General features: G+C 67.3%; 14 protein-coding genes and 1 pseudogene. 4 read left to right on the forward strand and 11 right to left on the reverse strand.

Features of this window, described 5'->3' with window-relative positions; translation table 11 throughout:
• The 7 genes and pseudogenes from GJ629_RS01675 to GJ629_RS01705 all read right to left on the reverse strand — a co-directional run.
• Nucleotides 1-744 (reverse strand): annotated as a pseudogene (locus tag GJ629_RS01675) (PrsW family intramembrane metalloprotease); the annotation flags it as partial.
• Nucleotides 745-746: 2 nt separating this feature from the next.
• On the reverse strand, nt 747-1,658 hold the full coding sequence (locus tag GJ629_RS01680) for an ABC transporter ATP-binding protein (RefSeq protein WP_157511458.1): 912 nt from the start codon (nt 1,656-1,658) through the stop codon (nt 747-749).
• Nucleotides 1,659-1,773: 115 nt separating this feature from the next.
• Nucleotides 1,774-2,007 (reverse strand): transcriptional regulator, encoded by a 234-nt coding sequence (locus GJ629_RS01685; protein WP_157511459.1) that lies wholly within the window; start codon nt 2,005-2,007, stop codon nt 1,774-1,776.
• 107 nt (nt 2,008-2,114) lie between these two features.
• Nucleotides 2,115-3,500 (reverse strand): hybrid sensor histidine kinase/response regulator, encoded by a 1,386-nt coding sequence (locus tag GJ629_RS01690; RefSeq protein WP_157511460.1) that lies wholly within the window; start codon nt 3,498-3,500, stop codon nt 2,115-2,117.
• A 60-nt stretch (nt 3,501-3,560) separates the two neighbouring features.
• Entirely contained in the window at nt 3,561-4,433 is an 873-nt protein-coding gene (gene sucD, locus GJ629_RS01695) for a succinate--CoA ligase subunit alpha (protein ID WP_157511461.1), read from the reverse strand.
• Nucleotides 4,434-4,512: 79 nt separating this feature from the next.
• Nucleotides 4,513-5,667, reverse strand: a complete 1,155-nt coding sequence (gene sucC, locus GJ629_RS01700) for an ADP-forming succinate--CoA ligase subunit beta (protein ID WP_157511462.1) — start codon at nt 5,665-5,667, stop codon at nt 4,513-4,515.
• A gap of 180 nt (nt 5,668-5,847) precedes the next feature.
• Nucleotides 5,848-6,045, reverse strand: coding sequence for a hypothetical protein (locus GJ629_RS01705; protein ID WP_157511463.1), 198 nt, complete (start codon nt 6,043-6,045; stop codon nt 5,848-5,850).
• 171 nt (nt 6,046-6,216) lie between these two features.
• Here GJ629_RS01705 and GJ629_RS01710 point away from each other — a divergent pair, with 171 nt between their 5' ends.
• Entirely contained in the window at nt 6,217-6,963 is a 747-nt protein-coding gene (locus tag GJ629_RS01710) for an NAD-dependent protein deacylase (protein WP_157511464.1), read from the forward strand.
• Here the strand turns inward: GJ629_RS01710 and GJ629_RS01715 are convergent, their stop codons facing one another.
• Nucleotides 6,964-7,389: a DUF5793 family protein gene (locus GJ629_RS01715; RefSeq protein ID WP_157511465.1), complete on the reverse strand. Its 426-nt coding sequence runs from the start codon at nt 7,387-7,389 to the stop codon at nt 6,964-6,966. It abuts the gene before it with no gap.
• Nucleotides 7,390-8,150: 761 nt separating this feature from the next.
• Between GJ629_RS01715 and GJ629_RS01720 the strand changes: the two genes are divergently transcribed.
• Genes GJ629_RS01720 through GJ629_RS01730 form a run of 3 tightly spaced genes read left to right on the forward strand, consistent with a single transcriptional unit; the run spans nt 8,151 to nt 13,144 of the window.
• Nucleotides 8,151-9,776, forward strand: coding sequence for a type II/IV secretion system ATPase subunit (locus GJ629_RS01720; protein WP_157511466.1), 1,626 nt, complete (start codon nt 8,151-8,153; stop codon nt 9,774-9,776).
• Between the two features lies 1 nt (nt 9,777).
• Nucleotides 9,778-12,357 carry a type II secretion system F family protein gene (locus tag GJ629_RS01725; RefSeq protein ID WP_157511467.1) on the forward strand — a complete coding sequence of 860 codons (2,580 nt, stop codon included), beginning with the start codon at nt 9,778-9,780 and terminating at the stop codon, nt 12,355-12,357.
• A 37-nt stretch (nt 12,358-12,394) separates the two neighbouring features.
• On the forward strand, nt 12,395-13,144 hold the full coding sequence (locus GJ629_RS01730; protein ID WP_157511468.1) for an MBL fold metallo-hydrolase: 750 nt from the start codon (nt 12,395-12,397) through the stop codon (nt 13,142-13,144).
• Between the two features lie 9 nt (nt 13,145-13,153).
• On the opposite strand, the gene GJ629_RS01735 is transcribed toward GJ629_RS01730, so the two are convergent.
• Genes GJ629_RS01735 through GJ629_RS01745 form a run of 3 tightly spaced genes read right to left on the reverse strand, consistent with a single transcriptional unit; the run spans nt 13,154 to nt 18,665 of the window.
• Nucleotides 13,154-14,968, reverse strand: a complete 1,815-nt coding sequence (locus tag GJ629_RS01735) for a PKD domain-containing protein (protein WP_157511469.1) — start codon at nt 14,966-14,968, stop codon at nt 13,154-13,156.
• A complete protein-coding gene (locus GJ629_RS01740; RefSeq protein WP_157511470.1) occupies nt 14,965-16,917 on the reverse strand; it encodes a type II secretion system F family protein in 1,953 nt (650 codons plus the stop codon). The genes GJ629_RS01735 and GJ629_RS01740 overlap by 4 nt, the downstream gene beginning before the upstream one ends.
• Nucleotides 16,914-18,665: a type II/IV secretion system ATPase subunit gene (locus GJ629_RS01745; protein WP_157511471.1), complete on the reverse strand. Its 1,752-nt coding sequence runs from the start codon at nt 18,663-18,665 to the stop codon at nt 16,914-16,916. Before GJ629_RS01745 ends, GJ629_RS01740 begins: the two co-directional genes overlap by 4 nt.
• Nucleotides 18,666-18,728 lie beyond the last annotated feature (63 nt).

Genomic DNA, 18,728 nt, shown 5'->3' on the forward strand with positions numbered 1-18,728 from the left:
GCGGGAGGACGAACACGAACGCGAGCACCAGCGACTGGAAGGAAACGGCGGGGAGATGTCCGAGGGCGACCCGCTCTGGGTGCCGCTGCCGGCGAGACCGGCGAAGCCGCCGAGGCCGCCACCGCCGCTACCGCCACCGCCGCCGGACCCACCGCCTGCGGCGCCGCTACCGCCGTCGCCGCTCGACCCGCCACCGCCGGGGGTTCCGTCCCCGCCGCCACCGCCGGACCCGTCGGTGTCGTTGGTGTCGGTATCGTTTGGCCCGCTCCCGTCGCCGAGCGTGACGGTCACGTCGCGTTCGACGTACTGGAGCGTCACCGTCACCGGGAACGCGGCGGACTGGTTCCCCTCCCCGGTCATCACCGCGTCGTTGTACGCGCCGATGCTGTCGCGTAGCTCCGTCAGCGCCGCCCGCCCCTTGTCGGAGTTCGCGGTGTCGACGGCCACGCGCCTGCCGGGGCCGTCCCTGACGACGAGGTCGGCGCCCGCGCCGAGTTCGGTCCCGTCCGCTGCGACGGCGAACGTCGAGTCGTTCTCGACGACGTCGTACAGCGGGCTGTCCTCGTCGACGTCGACCCGGTAGATGCCGTCGTCCAGCGCGACGCCCTGACTGGCGACCGCCGGCGCGACGAGTGCGACGACGGCGGCCGTCGCGAGAACGATGGCGACGGTCTTGCGGTCGAGGCTCCCGGCGTTTTTCAGGACCTCCCAGCGCGCGATGCGGAGTATCTTGCGCGGCCGCACGCTCAGGCCTCCGGTTCGGGCTGTGGCGTCTGCTCCGCCGCGGCCGCCCGTTGGTCCTCGGCGACGTTGAGGAACACCTCCTCCAGACTCGACTCCTCGGTCCTGATGTCGACGACCTTCCCGCCGGCGGCCTCGGCCGCCTCGCGGGTCCGGTCGACGGCGTCCATCGACTCGACGACCCGGTGATAGCGGCCGTTCTTGGCGACGCTGTCTTCGAGTTCGACGGTCGTGTAGACGTGGTAGGTCGTCTCGCCGTGTTCGGCCTGTAACTGTTCGAGGTCGCCCGAAGCGACTATCTCGCCGTCGTTCATAATCGCCACGCGGTCACAGATGGTCTCGACGTGGTAGAGGTTGTGCGCGCTGAAGACGATGGTCTTGCCCTCCTCGCTCAGGCGATTCGTGAACTCGATGATGTAGTTCGTCGTCAACGGGTCAAGCCCCGAGGCCGGTTCGTCGTAGATCAGCACGTCCGGATCGTTGATCAGCGACCGGGCGATGGCGACCTTCCGTTTCATCCCTTTGGACATATCGCCGATGCGCCGCTCGCGGTGTTCGAGGTCGAGTTCGTCCAGCGTCTCGTCGATGCGACGCTGGGCCGTCTCGTCGTCGACGTCGTACAGGTCCGCGAAGAAGTGGAGGTACGTCTGAGCGGTCATCTCCTCGTAGAGGGGAGACTCCTCGGGCAGAAACCCCAACCGGTAGCGCATCTCCGTCTCGCCGGCGTCGTAGCCGGCGACGGAGACGCTCCCCTCGGTCGGTTCGATCAGCCCCGCGAGCATCTTCAGCGTCGTCGTCTTGCCCGCGCCGTTCGGGCCGACGATGCCGAATACCTCGCCCTGCTCGACCGAGAAGGTGCTCCCCTCGACTGCCGCGAAGTCGCCGTATTCCTTCCGGAGGTCACGGGCCTCTATCATTCGTCCCGGTCTACTGTCTGGGTGACCGTATAGTTTGCACCCGCCTATCAATCGCGAGAACAGCGACCGAGGAGACGCCTACCGGAACCGCGAACACACCGCCGAACAGTGGCCGTCAGGCCTCGATACGAGCGTCCGATACGCGGTGGATATCGTCGCCGATATCCGTACCGTCACAGTCGGCTGTGGGGCATCGATACGTCCAGCCGTCGCGTGTCGCCGCCTCCTCGGTGAACCGCTCACCGCAGGCCGAACAGTAGAGTTGCCCCGCCGAGCAGGTGTCCCGGTGGAGTTCCAGTTCCAGTTCCGTTCCGAACGTCCGTTTGCAGTTCCGGCAGGTGTGCGTCATAATCTGAAGTTCGACACCGACCCATATAGAAACACCGGAACGTTCACAGCCGCTGGGAACGGCACACACGGGCCGGAGAAACCGAGAGACGGACGGCCGGTAGGGTCTCAGACAGTGGCCAACCCCGAGAGGCGGACCCGCGTGCCGCCGCCGTCGCTCTCGGCGACCGAGAGGTCCCAACCGTGGGCGTCGGCGATCCACTGGGCGATGGCGAGGCCGAACCCCGTCCGGTCGGTGTCGGTCGTGTACCCCGCCTCGAACACGCGGTCGCGCTCTCCCTCGGGAATGGGGTCGCCGTCGTCGGCGACGACGATGGCGTCCCCCTCGACCGTGACGCGGACGGCCGTCCCCTCGCCGCCGTGGACGACGGGGTTCGACAGCAGTTCGGCGACCAACCGTTCGATCCGGTCGGCGTCGGCCTCGACCGCCGGAAGGTCGTCGCCGACGGTCAGCGTCGCTCCGTCGGTGTCGAGGTCCGACCAGACCGCCTCGACGACCGCCGCCGTCTCGACGATCCCGGCCTCGTGGACCGGGACACCGGCGCTGGCGAGGTCGCGCATATCCTCCAGTAGCGTCTCCATACTGTCGACCGACCGCTCGATGGCGTCGAAGTGCATATCCTCGCCCGTCTCGCGTGCCAAGTCGATCCGGCCGGCGATCACGTTCAGCGGGTTCCGGAGGTCGTGGGCGACGATGCTTGCGTACTCCTCGAGTCGCTGTTCCTGTCGGTGGCGCTCGGTCACGTCCCGGACCGAGCCGAGGACGGCGTACTCGCCCTCGTAGGTGATCTGTCGGACGCTGAACTCCAAGTGGCGCACCTCGCCGTCCTCGCGTGTGATACGAGCCTGATACCGCTGGGGCGCGTCCTCGCCGGCCCGGCGGCGCGCGGCTATCTCCCCGACCCGGTCGCGGTCGTCGGGATGGAGCAACTCGAAGGCGTCTACCCCCAGCAGCGACTCGCGGTCGTAGCCCGTTATCTCACACACGCGGTCGTTGAGAAAGACGAACGACCGGTCCGACATAATGTAGATGCCGTCGTGGCTCTGCTCGACGAGGGTCCGGTAGCGCTGTTCGCTCTCCTCTAGGGCCGTCTCCGTCCGCTGGTGTTCGACCGCGTTCCGGATAGTGTTGGCCAACAGCGTGTACTGGTCGGTGCCGGTCTCTTTCTGCATATAGTCGGTGACGCCGGCCGAGATAGCCTCGCTGGCTATCTCCTCGCTCCCGTGACCGGTGTAGAGCACGAAGGGTATCTCCGGGTGGGCCTCCCGGACCGCTTCGAGGAAGGCGAGGCCGTCCATCTCCGGCATCCGGTAGTCGCTGACGACGCAGTCGATGTCGTCGGCCTCGATCCGGTCGACCCCGTCGGCGGCGGTATCCTCGGTGAACACCGTGAGGTCCTCGTCCTCGTTCTCCAGATACGTAGCGACTACCTCCAGAAAACTCGGGTCGTCGTCGACGTGCAACACGCGGATGCCCCTGCCGGTGTCGGTCATTGGGGCTACCTTGTGGAGTCGTGGTAATCAAAGTTCGCTCGGAGACGGGCCGCGAGCGACCTACAGGATGTCCTCGACGTGGTCGGCGACTTCCTCGGGCGTGTCGCCGACCGGCACGCCGTTGTTCTCCAAGGCGGTGATCTTGCTCTCGGCGGTCCCCGTCCCGGACCCGGAGACGATGGCGCCGGCGTGGCCCATCCGCTTGCCCGGCGGCGCCGTCCGGCCGGCGATGAAGCCAGCGACCGGCGTGTCCATATGCTCACCGATGAAGCGAGCGGCCGCCTCCTCGTCCTCGCCGCCGATCTCGCCGCACATCACGACGGCGTGGGTGTCGGGATCGGCCTCGAACAGCTCTAAGGCGTCGATGAAGTCCGTCCCGATGATGGGGTCGCCGCCGATACCGATGGCGGTCGTCTGCCCCAGCCCGCGGTCGGTGAGATTATCGACTACCTGATATGTCAGCGTCCCCGACCGCGAGACGAGCCCGACGTTGCCCGACGAGAAGATGTTCCCCGGGAGGATGCCGAGTTTGGCGACGCCCGGCGTGATGACGCCCGGACAGTTCGGTCCGACGAGGTGGGTGTCGGTCTCGCGCAGTTTTCGGTAGACCCGACTCATATCCTGTGTCGGGATGCCCTCGGTGATGGCGACGACGAGGTCCAGTCCCTTCGCGTCCAGCGCTTCGAAGCAGGCGTCGCCGGCGAACGCCGGCGGGACGAAGACGACCGAGGCGTTGGCGTCCTCCTCGCGGGCGGCCTGCTGGACGGTGTCGTACACCGGGACGCCGGCGACTTCCTGTCCGCCTTTGCCCGGCACCGCGCCGGCGACGACGTTGGTCCCGTATTCGAGCATCTGCTCGGTGTGGAACTTCCCCTCGCCGCCGGTGATTCCCTGTACCACGACGCGCGTGTTCTCGTCGACTAGGACACTCATTCGAACCACCCCGTGGTGAGAATGAAGTTATCAGTCGCAGTGCTACGAACGTCGTGAGTAGTGAATCGTCTGATAGAACTCATTGTTCTGCCTCCGCTTCATCCGCGTACTGGACGGCACGCTGGACGGCGTCCTCCAGTGTGTGTTCGACGGTCACGAGGTCCTCGTTCAGAATCTCCATCCCCTCCTCGGCGTTGGTACCGGCGAGGCGGACGACGACCTGCTTGGGTATCTCGTCGAACTGTTCGAGCGCTTGATTGATGCCGTTCGCCACCTCGTCGCCGCGGGTGATGCCGCCGAAGATGTTGAAGACGACGGCGTCGACGTTCTCGTCGGAGAACACCATATCCAGGGCGTTGGCGATGCGGTCGGCCTTGGCGCCGCCGCCGACGTCCAAGAAGTTCGCGGGCGACCCGCCGTAGTGGTCGACGAGGTCGAGCGTCGTCATCACGAGGCCGGCACCGTTGCCGATGATGCCCGTGTTGCCCGACAGGCGGACGTAGTCGAAGCCGTACTCCTCGGCCTTGGCTTCGAGGCTGTCGTCGTCGGCCACGTCGTCCTCCATCTCGGCCAGTTCGGGTTGGCGAAACAGGGCGTCGTCGTCGATGTTCATCACCGCGTCGGCGGCGACGACCTCACCCTCGCTGGTGACCATCAGCGGGTTGATCTCGGCGTCTGCGCCGTCGCGGTCGTCCCACAACTGGTAGAGCGTCCGCAGGATCGAGGCCACGTCGTTTGCGACCTCGCGGTCGACGCCAGCCTCGTAGACGACCTTCCGGGCCTGATAGGGGTGCATCCCGAAGGCGGGGTCGATGTGCTCGCGCGCGATGGCCTCGGGGTCCTCTTCGGCGACCTCCTCGATGTTGACGCCGCCGCGCGTCGAGACCATCGCCACGGGTTCGCCCTCGCCGCGGTCCATCGTCACGCCCACGTACAGTTCGTCGACGAAGTCGACGGCGCCCTCGACGAGGACGCGGTCGACGTGGATGCCCTTGAGGTCCATCCCGATGATGTCCTCGGCGGCCTCCCGGGCCTCCTCGGCGTCGTCGACGAGTTTGATACCGCCGGCCTTCCCGCGGCCGCCCACCTGTACCTGTGCCTTGATCGCCACCGGGTAGCCGATCTCCTCGGCCGCCGCGACCGCCTCGTCGGCAGTCCGGGCGAGCTGTGACGGGGGTGTCGGAATCCCCGCCTCGGAGAAGACCTGCTTGGCCTGATATTCGTGAAGCTTCATCACACGAACCCCGGACTGGCGCGTGCTTAAATCCCGGTCTTTCGACCTGCGACCGACCCACACACGGTCGACGGGCGGTCATCTTCGGGCCCAAAAACGGGACGGGCGGTCAAAAGTATCGGCGTCGGGCGGTTACGGAGAATCGAGGAGAAAGCCCCGCCCTTCAGGGCGGGGAGGATGTCAAAGCAGCAGCCCCTTCGACGGGAGATAAGTGTCCTGACACGACTGGCAGGTGATCATATCGAAGCGGTCGAAACAGCGCCGCTGGTTGCCGCATATCTCACACACCCGAATCTCGCCGGGCGCGGTCCCAGGGCTGTCAGTCGTTCTATACGGCGACGGTAGCTTCTCGCCGTCGTCGCGTGATCGATCGAGCATCAGTTGACGGAGTTTAGGATTCTATACGTATAAGCACATTTTACCACGATAATTGCCGACCTCCAGTAACTATACGTTATAAAATGCTAGAGATACGAGAGCGAAGACGGCCAAACCGGCGGGCGGCACGCCACCGGAGTCGACTTCCTGCCCCGGGACCTACGACCGGGTATGGACGAGGTGCTCGACGCACTGGCGGCGGAAATACGGAGCGCCGACGGGACAGTTGCGCTCACCGGGGCCGGCGTCTCCGCGCCCTCGGGCGTGCCGACGTTCCGCGGCGAGGACGGTATCTGGGAGCGGTTCGACCAGCGGGACTTCCATTTCCGTCGGTTCCAGGCCGACCCGGCCGGGTTCTGGGCCGACCGGGTCGACCTCCGGGCGGCGATGCTCGGCGACGGCGACGTCTCCCCGAACGCCGCCCACGAGGCGCTGGCGGCGATGGAGACGACCGGCCACGTAGACGGCGTCGTCACCCAGAACGTCGACGGCCTCCACCAGCGGGCCGGCACGGAGCGCGTGGTCGAACTCCACGGGAGCAACCGCGAGGTGGAGTGTGTCGACTGCGAGGCGCGGCAGCCGGCCGGTCCGGTCGTCGAACGCGCCCGCGGGGGCGAGCGGCCGCCGACCTGTGACTGCGGCGGCGTCCTCAAGCCGGCGGTGGTCCTGTTCGGGGAGTCGATGCCCGACGACCCGCTACTGGAGGCCTACGACCTGCTGGGCGGGGCGGACGTGGTGCTGGCGGTGGGGTCGTCGCTGACGGTACAGCCGGCGGCCGGGTTGCCAAAGCGGGCACAGCAGTCCGGCGCGGCGCTCGCGGTGATCAATCTCGAATCGACGCCAGTCTCGGGCCGCGCCGAGTACGACATCCGCGCGGACGTGACGGAGGCGCTCCCGGCGCTTGCCGACCGGGTGTGATCACAGTTCGACGCTGCCGGGGATGAGGCTGGCCGACCGGTCGAGACTGCCGTCGCTGTCGTAGACGAGAAGGGTCTGTTTCTCGGCGACGAGAGGGTCGTCGTCGCCGGGTTCGATACTGAGTCGGTAGTACGGGTCGTCCCCGTCGGTCGCCGTCGCCTGCGTGACGAGGGTGGCTATCGCGTCCGCCTCGGCGGTGGCCTCGAAGACGAACGCGCCGGTCAGCCGGTCGGTCACGCCGACGACGCCGTCGTGGTCGGCTTCCTCGGGCGTTCGGCGGTAGGCGACGTCGAGGTCGGTCGCGTCGCGGGCCTCGCCGTCGTCCGCGAGGCGTGCCCGGAACGATTCGGCCGCGCCCGTACAGGTGACGCGCAGCGTCGGGGGAGTGCCGTCTTCTATCGTGACGGTGAGATCTTCGCGCCTCATTCGATGATGGTTCGTACGGCGTCTGTTCGGAAGAACGTAACGCCGACAGCGACAGCTTTAGGCCGCCGGCCCGCACGTTCACGGGTAATGGCTTGGGTCAAATCGGAGTACGCCGGCGAACTCGCAGTCGTGTCGGCGTGGCTCTCGATGGTACTCCCGTGGAACGTCGTCTACCACCCGTCGGTCCCGACACAGCCCCTAGAGAGCACGATAACCATCGTCCGTCTGTCGCTGTTCGAACTCCAGTTCCGGGCCCCCGTCGTCCTCGAGATAGACGGCCGCCGGACCAGCCCCGACGGCGTGATGGACCAGCTGTACCCCGGGACGAACGTCCTCGCGGACGTCTACGTCGCGACGCCGCTGGGCGCCGTCTCGACGTACGACGGGTTCATGCTACTGGGGAGCGTCGCGTGGCTCGTCGCCGCGGGTGCGCTGCTGGTCGCGCTCGCCGTCAGCATCGCGCTCTACCGCGACGAGGAGGGGTTCACCGAGCGGAGTTCGGTCGACCCGGTCCGGCTGGTCGGCGGCCTCCTCGGCGCGGCCGCGGTGGCCGGCGCCGCCGCTCGGCGCTGTACGTTCTCGACCGTGACCTCGGCGGCATCCCTATCCCCGTCGCGTCCTGATCATCGGCGCGCTGTCGGTCGCGTTGCTCCGCGTCGAACGGACGTGACCGAGCGCCCGACGGGGGTTGCCAATTTAAGTAGTTGGGGGCGGTATCCCTGTGACAACGACGCTCGGGGACCCACCCCCGACCCCCCATCATGGCAGATTCCGAGTCGACCATCGACCGCGGACCGCTCGGGAGTCTCCGCTCGTGGCTGGGTCGAACCGCCCGCGCTATCACCGGTTCGACCGTCGACGTCGAGCGGTACGACCCCAACCGGCACCAGCCACTGGTGAGTTTCGACGGCCGAGCAGGGATGGAAGAGGTCGACCGCTACTGGGTCAACGCCCCCTTCGCCTTCGTCTCGATCAACCTCGACCGCGAGGAGAACGAGTACCACTACCAAGTCGTCGAGCCGACGCTGTCGGAACTCGAACGGGACCTGCTGGAACGGCTGTTCGAGGACATCCGCGACCCGCTTCTGTATCGCGAGGACCTCAGCGACGACCCCGAGTCGGCGCTGGCCGAGGAGCTACAGACCCGACTGGAGGAGTACGGCGTCGACGTCGACGTCGAGACGTTCTACCGCCTGTTCTACTACCTCTACCGGCAGTTCCAGGGGTACGGGAAGATAGACCCGCTGATGCACGACCCCGCCATCGAGGACATCTCCTGTGACGGGGCCGACCTGCCCATCTTCGTCTACCACGACGAGTACACCGACATCGGCACCTCGGTCACCTTCGACGAACGGGACCTCCAGAACTTCGTCATCCAGTTGGCCCAGCGCTCTGGCCGGCACATCTCCGTCTCGGACCCCGTCGTCTCGACGACGCTGCCCGACGGCTCCCGTATCGAACTCGCGCTCGGCAAGGAGGTCACGCCGCGCGGGTCGGCCTTTACCATCCGGAAGTACGCCGACGAACCGTTCACGCCGGTCGACCTGCTGAACTACGGCACCGTCGACCGCCGGATGCTGGCGTTTCTGTGGCTGGCCATCGAGTCCAACAAGTCGCTCATCTTCGCCGGCGGGACCGCCGCGGGCAAGACCACGAGTATGAACGCCGTCTCGATGTTCATCCCGCCGCGCGCGAAGGTACTGACAATCGAGGACACCCGCGAACTGTCGCTGTATCACGACAACTGGCTGTCCTCGGTCACCCGCGAACGGTTCGACGAGACGGACATCACGATGTACGACCTGCTGCGGTCGGCGCTGCGCCACCGACCAGAGTACATCATCGTCGGCGAGGTCCGCGGGGAGGAGGCCGTGACGCTGTTCCAGGCGATGAACACCGGCCACACCACCTACTCGACGATGCACGCCGACTCGGTCCAGACGGTCATCAACAGGCTGGAGAACGACCCCATCAACGTCCCACGGCCGATGGTCGCCAGCCTCGATTTGCTCTGCGTGCAGGTGTTGACCCGCCACGACGACGAGCGAGTCCGTCGGATCCAGACGCTGGCCGAGATAGAGGGCATCGACCAGCGGACCGGCGAACTCGACTACTCCCAGACGTTCTCGTGGGAGGCCGACGACGACAGCTTCCGTCAGCGCAACTCCGACCTGCTGGAGGAGATAGCCGACGACCGCGGGTGGACTCGCTCGCAACTGCTGAGCGAACTCCGTGACCGCCGCCGGGTGTTGGCGTACCTCCAGGAGCAGGACATCACCGACTACCGGCGGTTCACGTCGATGGTCAACTACTACTACGCCGACAAGGACGGACTGATGGACGAGATAGCCGAGAGCGACGTCGAGACAGACGTGCAGGAGTAGCATGGCCGTCACCAGCTACCTCCCGCTGGCGGTCGCGGCCGCCCTCGCGGGACTGCTCTCGCTGGCTGCGGTCGTCCCCGCGTTCGACCGGGTCCTCTCCCGACTGGCCAGCCTCTGGTTCGGGCGGTTCGTCACCGACTCCGTCGAGCGCCGCCGGACCCTACAGGCCGCCTACTCGGAGACGACCTACCGCGTCTACACCGCCAAGACGCTTTTGTACACCGTCGTCGTCGGCGGGATATTCGGTATCGTCGGGGTGTACCTCATCGCTGGCGTCCTGATCGTCCTCCCGGCGGTCACCGCACTGCTGGCACAGCTTCCCTCGGTGATGGGAGAGGTGCTGGGCAACCCGAACCTCGAAATCGTCCTCTCGACGGAGGCCCGGGCGGCGCTGTACGTCGTCTCCGGGCTCGTGCTGGGCGGCCTCGGCGCGACCGGGACCTACGTGATGCGGTGGCAACTGCCCAAAAGCACCGCCGAGGTCCGCCGGCGCTCGATCAACGAGGCCCTGCCCCGGACGGTCGCCTTTATGTACGCGCTCTCTCGTGGCGGGACGGCCTTCCCGACGGTGATGCGGACGCTCGGTGACAACACCAGCATCTACGGCGAGGCCGCCGCGGAGGTCAACGTCGGCGTCCGGGAGATGACGCTTTTCAACACTGACATCATCACCGCCGTCCGCCGGGTGAGCTACCGGACGCCCAGCGAGAAGTGGAAGACCTTCACCGAGAACCTAGCGTCGGTGCTCCAGAGCGGCCAGAGCCTCCCGGCGTTCCTCGAACAGCAGTACGACCGCTTCCAGGAGGACGCCGAGGAACGGCAGGAGGAGATTCTCGAACTACTGGCGACCATCGCCGAGGCGTACGTGACGACGCTGGTCGCCGGGTCGCTGTTCCTCATCACCATCCTGCTGGTGTTCGGGCTGACGACCACCGACACCCTGCTTTTCATCCAGTTGCTGGTCTACCTCATCATCCCCCTCGCCAACGCCGGGTTCGTCGTCTTCCTGATGCAGAAACTCGAACAACTCGGCGTCGCCCGGGAGTCCGGCGTCTCCGAACTGGAGACGGACAGTCCCAGCACGACGGCCCCGGAGACGGACGCGACCGGTCGCGACCCGAGCCTGACGGCCCCGGACACCAAGACGACCAGCCCCGACGGCGGGACCACCGCCGGCATCCAGCAGAACCTCGCCCAACTGGCGCTGTACGACCGACTCCGACGGGTCAAACGCATCCTCGGCCAGCCGTTACAGACGGTGCTGTGGCACCCGACGCGCATCCTCTACGTGACGGTCCCGCTGGCGCTTCTGTGGGTCGTCCTCCGGGGTCCGGCGGCCCTCGCCAGCGAGGGAGTCAGCATCCGAGTCCTCGACGACGTGCTCATCCAAGCGCTTTTGTTCCTGCTGGGCACCTTCGCCGTCGTCAGACAACTGTACAAGCGCCGCATCGACCGCATCGAGGCCGCGACCCCGGAGATGCTCGAACGCCTCGCCAGCCTCAACGACGCCGGGATGTCCATCGTCGAGAGCCTCGACCGGATCCGGGACACCGACCTCGGCGTCCTCACGAGCGAGATAGAGCGCATCTGGGCGGACGTGACGATGGGCGCCAACACCGACGAGGCGCTGGTCCGGTTCGGTCGTCGGGTCCGGACGACCTCTATCGCCCGCGTCGTGACGCTGGTGACCAACGCGATGCGGGCAAGCGGGAGCCTCGGGCCGGTGTTGCGCATCGCCTCCGAACAGGCCCGCTCGGACATGCGACTGCGCCGCCAGCGCCGCCAGCAGATGTTCACTTACCTCGTGGTCATCTACATCTCCTTCGCCGTCTTCCTCGTCATCATCGTCGCGGTCAAGGAGGTGCTGGTGCCGAGCCTCCCCAACACCGTCCCGACGCCGGACAGCACCAACCGACTGGGCGTCAACGTCGAGCAGTTCGCCCGGATCGGATCGGTCGACAAGGCCGCCTACACGCTCGTCTTTTTCCACGCCGCGATGATACAGGCCATCTGTTCGGGGTTCATCGCCGGGCAACTCGGCGACGGGACGGTCAAAGACGGCGCGAAACACGCCGCCGCGATGCTGGGCATCGCCTACGTCGCGTTCCTATTGCTCTCCTCGCCCGTCGCGTCGATGGACTTCGTCGACCAGACGACCGCCGGGGAGGAGATGACCGTCCAGTCGGCCTCGCTCTCTGACGGCGGCTTCGTCGTCCTCCGGCAGGGCGGGACCGACGGCGAGATGCTCGGCCACTCGGAGTACCTCCCGGCGGGCACGCACACCGACGTGCGGATCCAACTCGACCGCCCGCCGTCCCGCGACCTGGTGACGGTCTACGCCGTCCCCCACTTGGACGAAAACGACAACGAGGCCTTCGACGGCAACGCCACCGACGGTGCCTACCCCGAGGCCGGCTTCCAGGTGTCGGTGTCCGCCGAAGTGACCTACACCCCGGAGACGGACGACGGAGCGGACGACGCGCCGTCGACCGACGGAGCGAGTACGACGACGGCCGACAACGGGACGACGCCCGCCGACCGTCTCCCGCCCGCCGCGATACGGGCACGTCCCGTGCGGTAGGGGAGACACTTTACCGACGGCCCGCCATCCTCCGTGTATGACCATCGTCCACGACGAACTCAGTATCGAGTGGCTCGGCTACGCGACCGTTCGACTCGAACACGAGGACGTCGTCGCCTACCTCGACCCCGGCCGCTACGGCGTCCTGACCGGCGAGTGGGAGCCGGACACGCCCGGTATCGCCCACCCGCCGAGCCGTGACTACCGTCCCGAGGACGGCGACATCGTCTGTGTCACGCACGTCCACCACTACGACGACGACGCCATCGACCGCGTCGCCGACGACGACGCCACCGTCGTCGTCTTCGAGGGCGTCAACCGACGCGACACCGACCGAGACGTGCGCCGCCCGGTCGAGTTGGACTACGACCTGCGCCGGGTGAGCCAAGAGGAGGACCTCTCGGTCGACGGCGTCCCGATGTGGACCGTCCCGGCGTACAACGACCCCGACGGCGACCACGTCCGGCCGAGCGGCGACCCCTACCACCCTGAGGGCTTTGGCTGTGGATTCTTGCTCGCGCTGGGCGATTTGACGGTGTTCTGGCCGGGCGACACCGACGTGCTGGAAGGTCACGCCGAACTGGACGTCGACGTGTTGCTCCCGCCCATCGGCGGCAGTTTCACGATGGACCGCGAGCAGGCCGCCGGACTGGCGGCTGACCTCCGGCCCGAGTTGGTCGTCCCGATACACTACAACACCTTCGAGGCGCTGGAGACCGATTCGGGCGCGTTCGCCACCGACGTTGCGCGGGCGGGCGTCCCGGTCGCGTTAGACGAGAGCGGGTGACCGCCAGCCTCAGCCACCGCCGCGGCCAGCGTTGACCGACACACGTTCCGTTATCGTCTCGACCGCCCCGTCGCCGTCGGTCACGGTGAGCGTGACGGTGTACTGTCCCGGACTCGGGAAGGTGTGGCTGACCGTCTCGCCGGTCGCCGTCGTCCCGTCGCCAAAGTCCCACTCGTAGGAGACGATGGAGCCGTCGGGGTCGGTCGAACCGCTCGCGTCGAACTCGGTCGGCGAGCGAGTCGTGGGCCGCGAGGGCGAGTAGGCGATGCTCGGCGTCGGGGCCGCGTTCGCCCCGGTCGTCGTGTTGTCGACCGTGATCACCATCTCGTCGGCGTCGCCGCCGCCGACCGCGTAGACCGACACCGGCCCGTCGTCGGCGGCCTCGAAGGTGACCGAGTCACGGCCGTCGGGCCCGGTCGTCCCCGACTCCGGCGCGACGGTGCCCACGCTCTCGTTGTCGACGAGATAGGAGACGTCCATCCCGGCGACGAGCGGTTCGCTTTCGACCGTCAGCGTCGCCGTCCCGTCGTTCGCCCCGGCGTCGAAGGTGTAGCGGTCGTCCGTGCCGTTGCTCGGCGCGACCCACTCGACGCCGAGGGACGCGTTGGCGCCCGTGGTCCCATCGCCGCCCGGAATCCCTCCGCTCGTCGTGAGCGACACCGACGCGGTCCGCATCGGGTCCGTGTCGTTGTCAAAGCTGGCCGTGACCGTCGCCGCTCCGGGGTCGGTCCCCTCGTAGCGGAACACCGCCCGACCGTCGGAGTCCGTGACGGGGTCGACGGCCGTGAGGTTCCCAACCGCGCCCGGAGGCTTCGAGGCGTCGACGGGCACGCCGCTGACGGGGTTGTTGTAGCGGTCACGGACGACGAAGGTGAGACGCTCGGCCGCGCCCGGGGTGACCTGTCGCTCGGCCGGCCCCTCGGCCGTGATGTAGTGGGCGTCGGGTTCGTCCAGCCGCGACCCGACGCCAATCTTGGCCATCCGGAGGTCGTACGTCCCGGGGACCAGCGTCAGCGTCAGCATATCGTAGGGGTCCCCGGGCGTCACGGACAGCGAGTCGGCGTCGACGCGGCCGTCGTTGGTGTCAAGTTCCGCCGCCAGCAGGTCACGCCACGTCGATTCCGAGAGCCGCGTCGGCACCGACAGTTCGAGGTCGCCGTTCGAGCGGACGGTCGTCACTGTCTCGGAGGTGCTCAGCGGGACCGCCTCCAGGTCGTAGGTGCCGGACCCGCCGCGGTCGAGCGTGCCGTTGAGCGCCACGACCGTGATGTCGTCACCCCTGACGAGACGCTCTGGCGTGATCGGGAGAGAGCGCTCGTCGAAGCGGTTGTACAGCACCGAGTTCTCGAAGACGGTCGTCGGGGCCGTCCCGTACTCGTTGTAGTCCGGACTGTACGCGAGGTGGCGCGTGGTGAACGTCCGCGGCGTGCCGTTCCAGTAGGCCCCCGCGTCGCCGGTGGCGTTCGCGCCGGCGACGGTGATCGTTCCGGGCGCGGTCGTCCGAACGGTTCCGGACGGGTCCGGCGGGTTGATCAGGAACGGCCGGGTCGGGTAGCGGGTGCCGAGTTCGACCGATTCGGAGGTGAGACGACCGGTATCGGCCGTCCGGAAGAGGCCGTCACGATACTGTTCGAGGCTGTCCTGGACCCGCTCGTTGTGGTCGAACTCCTCGCCCTGATTCCACGTCGGGACGGCAGTGACCTGCAGGACGACCAACAGCAACAGGACGATACTGAACATGAGGACGAAGCCGATAGCGGCGGACTGCCCGCGTCGGTCGGCCGCCCTGTCCGCCGCCCGCCGGAGTGTGAGTCCGTACATCATATCACCGTAAACGCCGCGACCGTGAGGACGACCAACAGCAGGCTGTACTTCAGGCCGGCCAGAACCGACCCGCGCGAGAGCTTCCCGGTCACGAGGCCGACACACAGGCCTTGGACGAGCGCCGAGTGGAAGAAGGCCAGTTCGAACCCTTCGACGTCGATACTCGAGAGGGTCGCCGGGAGCTCCGGGCCCTCGGTCGGGGCGGCTTGGCTGACGGCCACGGCCTCCTGAAAGTAGAACTGATCGACGATCAGGACGACGCCCAGAAAGACCAGAAACGAGACGGCCGACGCGACGGTGTAGGACGACAGCTCCCGGACGCGTTCCCGGACGAGTTCCCGCTGGGTCCGGGCGTCCCGCGAGGCGACGCTCAGCGTCTCCGAGAGGTTCCCGCTGGCGTCGTTGCTGTCGGCGATCAGCCGGAGCGTCCGCACCTCGATGCCAGTCTTGGCACGGTTTGCGGCCCGGCGGAACGCGACCCCGAGTTCACTGAACCAACCGATCTCGTTGTTGAGCGACGAGAGGTCCCGCGCGAGGACGTCGTCGGTCCGCTCGGTCGTGTTGTCGATGGCCTCCGTCAGCCTGATTCCCATCCGGTTGGCGCTTGACAGCGACGACAAAAGGTCCGGATACCGCCGGTGGATAGCGTCGAGGCGGCGCTGTCTGCGCTCGTGGAACGCGGCCAGCGGTGCCGTGGCGACGACGAACGGAACCACGAACAGCAGTGTCGTCACGGCGACCGGCGAGTCGTACAGCGCGGTCACCGTCGGCTCGACGGCTCCCGTCCAGACCAGCGCGGCCGCGACAGCCAGCGCCGCCGGGACGGTGAGATACAGGACGGCCGTCGGGCGCGAGCGGAACGTCCGGAACGGATGCCGGACCGCTTCGATGCGGGCGTACCGGCGCTTCCGACGGGCGTACGAAGCGGCGTCCGGGTCGTCCGGCCGGTCGGGTCGCTCCGGGCCGATGTCCGTCCGGGTCGCCCGGAACTGCGAGAACGGCCCCCGGAGCAGGTCCAGCGCGAGGATAGCGACCAGCGAGACGGCGGGGATACCGGCGTAGACGAGGGCGTTCACTATCGACAGCGTCGGCGACCCGAGGATGCCGATGACCATCAGCAGGATCAGGCCCAGCAACACCCCCGCGACCGCGACCGTGACGTAGACTTCCGCGAACAGGGACATGTTCTCCAGATAGGAGTCCTGTGCGTTTCGGGCCTCCTGTATGGCCTCCTCGCGTTTTTCCAGGAGGAACGACTCGACGTCCCCGCCGGACTCGACGACGCTCAGCAGGTCCTCGAAGAAGTCGGATAGCGCGGTGCTGGGCGTCACCTCGGCGGTCTCCCGGAGCGCTTGCATGAAGTCCGCGCCGAGATACTCCGTGTGGTTGACGACCATCCCCATCTCCCGGGCCACCTCGCCGTAGGTCGGTTCCGAGTCGGCGAGCCGTTCGATGGCCGTCCCGATGTCGACGCCGCCGCGGGACAGCGCGTACAGGTACGTGACCGCGTGGGGGAGCATCAGGTCTATCGTTCGCGCTCGGGCCCGGGCGCGTCGTCGCGGAATCGAATACCGCAGCCACCAGACGCCGAGGCCGAACGCGGACGCGAGCACGACCGGCAACGCGACCGTGACCACTACGAACCGGTACTGGCCGACGAACGCCCCGACGCCGCCCGTCCAGTCCGGGCCGGTCAGTCCGGCGAGGACGCCGGTCCGAGCGAGGACGACGGCCGCGAGCAGGCCGGTGACGGCACCCGCCACGGCCGCGAGGATGGCGAACACCGCCGACCGGGCGAGATAGCCGCTGAGCGTGGCCGGCACCCGGGCGCTGTTGAGCGACGTCCGGAGGCCCTGGTGGCGACCCTCCCTGTCGGCAAACCAGCGGCGAAGCGGCTCGTAGAGCCACCCGGTACGGCGGATCAGCCACGAGTTCGTCCGGTCGATCATGTATCGAGGAGGCGGTCGACGTCATCGTCGTCCAGCGCCGCCATCACCTTCCGGGAGTCGCTGGCGTACTGCCAGACGAGCCGTCGGAACGACTCGTAGTCCGAGATGTCGTGCTCGACGAGGTACCGAAGGAGTCGTTCGCGCTGTCTGAGTTCGTCTTCGAGGCGTTCGGGACCCCAGCCGTTCATATACATTATCTCTCGGAGCTGCCGCGAGCGGTTGGTCGCTTGGATGCTGTCGGTGTCGGGACTCCACTCGTAGACCTGGTTCGTGTCGACGCCGCCGCCTTCGGCGCGGTCTATCTCGACCAGTTCGGTGTTTCGCCGGACCCGCTTGTCGCCGACGAATATCTGGCGCTGGATGGCGACGATGTCCAGTTCGCGGATCATCTGGCGGGGGACGTTCAACGGCTCGTTCTCCAACCGCGAGAGCACCGTCTCCGGGGAGTCGGCGTGCATCGTGGTGTAGGCCGCGTGGCCGGTCGCCATCGCCTGGAAGAAGGCGAGCGCGACCTGCTGTTCGGTCCGTATCTCGCCGACCAGCAGATACTCCGGACGCTGTCGCAGCGCCGCCTGCAGGAGGTCGTACATCGAGACGGTGCCGCTGTCGGCGGTCCGGCCCTCCCGGGTGACGCTCTGGATCCAGTTGTCGTGGGGGAGGGTTATCTCCCGGGTGTCCTCGATGGAGATGATCTTGTTCTTGCGGGGGATGAACATCGAGACGGCGTTCATGCTCGTGGTCTTCCCGGAGGCCGTTCCGCCCGCGAACAGCAGCGAGAGGTTGTTCTCGATAGCCAGCCAGAGGTACGTCATCGTCTCGACGGAGAAGGTTCCCCACTGGATCAGGTCGATGGGCGTCAGCGGCACGTCCGAGAACTGCCGGATGGTGAAGTTCGACCCGCGCGTGCTCACCTCCCGGCCCAGCGTCAACTGGACGCGCGAGCCGTTGGGGAGGCTGGCGTCGACCATCGGGTCGGCGACGGAGATGTGCTTGTCGCTGCGCTGGGCCAGCCGCACGACCAGCGAGTTCAGCCGCTGCTCGCCGAAGGCGACGCCGGTCTCCATATCCCGGTAGTCACGGTGGTAGACGTACACCGGCACGTCCACGCCGTCACAGGAGATGTCCTCCAGCCGCCGGTCCCTGACCATCGGGTCGATACGGTCGTAGCCAAGCAGGTCCCGCTGGATGTAGTACCTGATCTTGTACAGCGACCCCGCCGGAGCGTCGTGGGCGTACCGGCCCATCAGCGTCTTCAGCTCGCTCGTGAGGCGCTCTCTGGTGTCGGTGTCGGGGTCGACGTGCATCAACACGTCCCGGAGGTCGGCCATGATGTCCTCCCGGACGTAGCGCTCGTACTCCGAGAGCGTCGGCTCGACGGCGTGATACCGGTGGTCGTCGGTGTCTTCGTCGTACAGGACCGCGACGTAGGCGTAGGGCTCGTTCACCCAGTAGCGCTCGACCTCGCGGACGCCCTCGCGGTAGTCGAAGTCGAAAAAGTCCGACTCCAGAAACGATCGGTCGGGCGTCGTGGCGAACTCGCTCTCGTGGTCGTCGAAGTACGCCACCACGTCTTCGATGACCGACTCCTCGGGCGGCGGGAGGTCGGACCCGTCGTCGGTGAGGACGACCGGATCCTCCTCGCCGATCTGTGCGTCCGACTCCGAGTCCGCCGGACCGCCGTCGTCGATCCGGTCCTCCCACGCGGTTTCTGGCTCGACCTGTCCGTCGGACCATCCCGAGTCTGCCATATGATACCAACCAATCGCGGCTATCCGACCAAAGAAGTTGTGCCTCTCGGCGTGACACCACCG

This window comes from Halapricum sp. CBA1109 (genome assembly GCF_009741825.1).
In the GTDB taxonomy this organism is placed as follows: Archaea; Halobacteriota; Halobacteria; order Halobacteriales; family Haloarculaceae; genus Halapricum.